Here is a 792-nt window from a genome sequence, read left to right on the forward strand (position 1 = left end):
TTTTTCCGGCACCATTTCTTTGAGCCATTAGCTCAGTTGGTAGAGCATTTGACTTTTAATCAAAGGGTCAGAGGTTCGAATCCTCTATGGCTCACCATTATTTAAATATTAAAACTTAATATGCGAAAGTAGTTCAGTGGTAGAATACAACCTTGCCAAGGTTGGGGTCGCGGGTTCGAATCCCGTCTTTCGCTCCATTAAGAAAATTAAATGCCGGGGTGGCGGAACTGGCAGACGCACAGGACTTAAAATCCTGCGGTAAGTGATTACCGTACCGGTTCGATTCCGGTCCTCGGCACCATTTAATTTTATTTTTTTGCGCCCGTAGCTCAATTGGATAGAGCGTTTGACTACGGATCAAAAGGTTAGGGGTTCGACTCCTCTCGGGCGCGTTTATTAATAACGGGAAGTAGCTCAGCTTGGTAGAGCACTTGGTTTGGGACCAAGGGGTCGCAGGTTCGAATCCTGTCTTCCCGACTTACTTAATAATTTTGGGGGCTTAGCTCAGCTGGGAGAGCGCCTGCTTTGCACGCAGGAGGTCAGCGGTTCGATCCCGCTAGTCTCCACCATAAAATTTTAAGATGAACATTGAAAACTGAATGACAATATGTCAACGTTAATTCCAAATAAGACTGCGATTTTTAATCGCTAGTCGCATTTGCGAACTCAGCTTGCTGAGTTTGTACAGTGCAAAAGAGTGATTGCCATAAGCAATCAAAGAGCATTATCAAACAAACTATTATGGAGAGTTTGATCCTGGCTCAGGATGAACGCTGGCGGCGTGCCTAATAC

Annotated in this window: 6 tRNA genes; all 6 read left to right on the top strand. The window is 45.1% G+C overall.

Annotated elements, in window-relative coordinates:
• Nucleotides 1-21: 21 nt before the first annotated feature.
• The 6 genes from BFS35_RS13650 (at nucleotide 22) to BFS35_RS13675 (ending at nucleotide 569) form a co-directional block, all read left to right on the top strand.
• Nucleotides 22-97: transfer RNA gene (locus BFS35_RS13650), tRNA-Lys, on the top strand.
• Nucleotides 98-122: 25 nt separating this feature from the next.
• Nucleotides 123-197, top strand: a tRNA-Gly gene (locus BFS35_RS13655).
• Nucleotides 198-212: 15 nt separating this feature from the next.
• Nucleotides 213-301: transfer RNA gene (locus BFS35_RS13660), tRNA-Leu, on the top strand.
• A 17-nt stretch (nucleotides 302-318) separates the two neighbouring features.
• A tRNA-Arg gene (locus BFS35_RS13665) sits at nucleotides 319-392 on the top strand.
• A gap of 11 nt (nucleotides 393-403) precedes the next feature.
• Nucleotides 404-477: transfer RNA gene (locus BFS35_RS13670), tRNA-Pro, on the top strand.
• 16 nt (nucleotides 478-493) lie between these two features.
• Nucleotides 494-569: transfer RNA gene (locus BFS35_RS13675), tRNA-Ala, on the top strand.
• Nucleotides 570-792: the final 223 nt, after the last annotated feature.

The sequence above is a fragment of the Macrococcoides goetzii genome (assembly GCF_002742385.2).
In the GTDB taxonomy this organism is placed as follows: domain Bacteria; phylum Bacillota; class Bacilli; order Staphylococcales; family Staphylococcaceae; genus Macrococcoides; species Macrococcoides goetzii.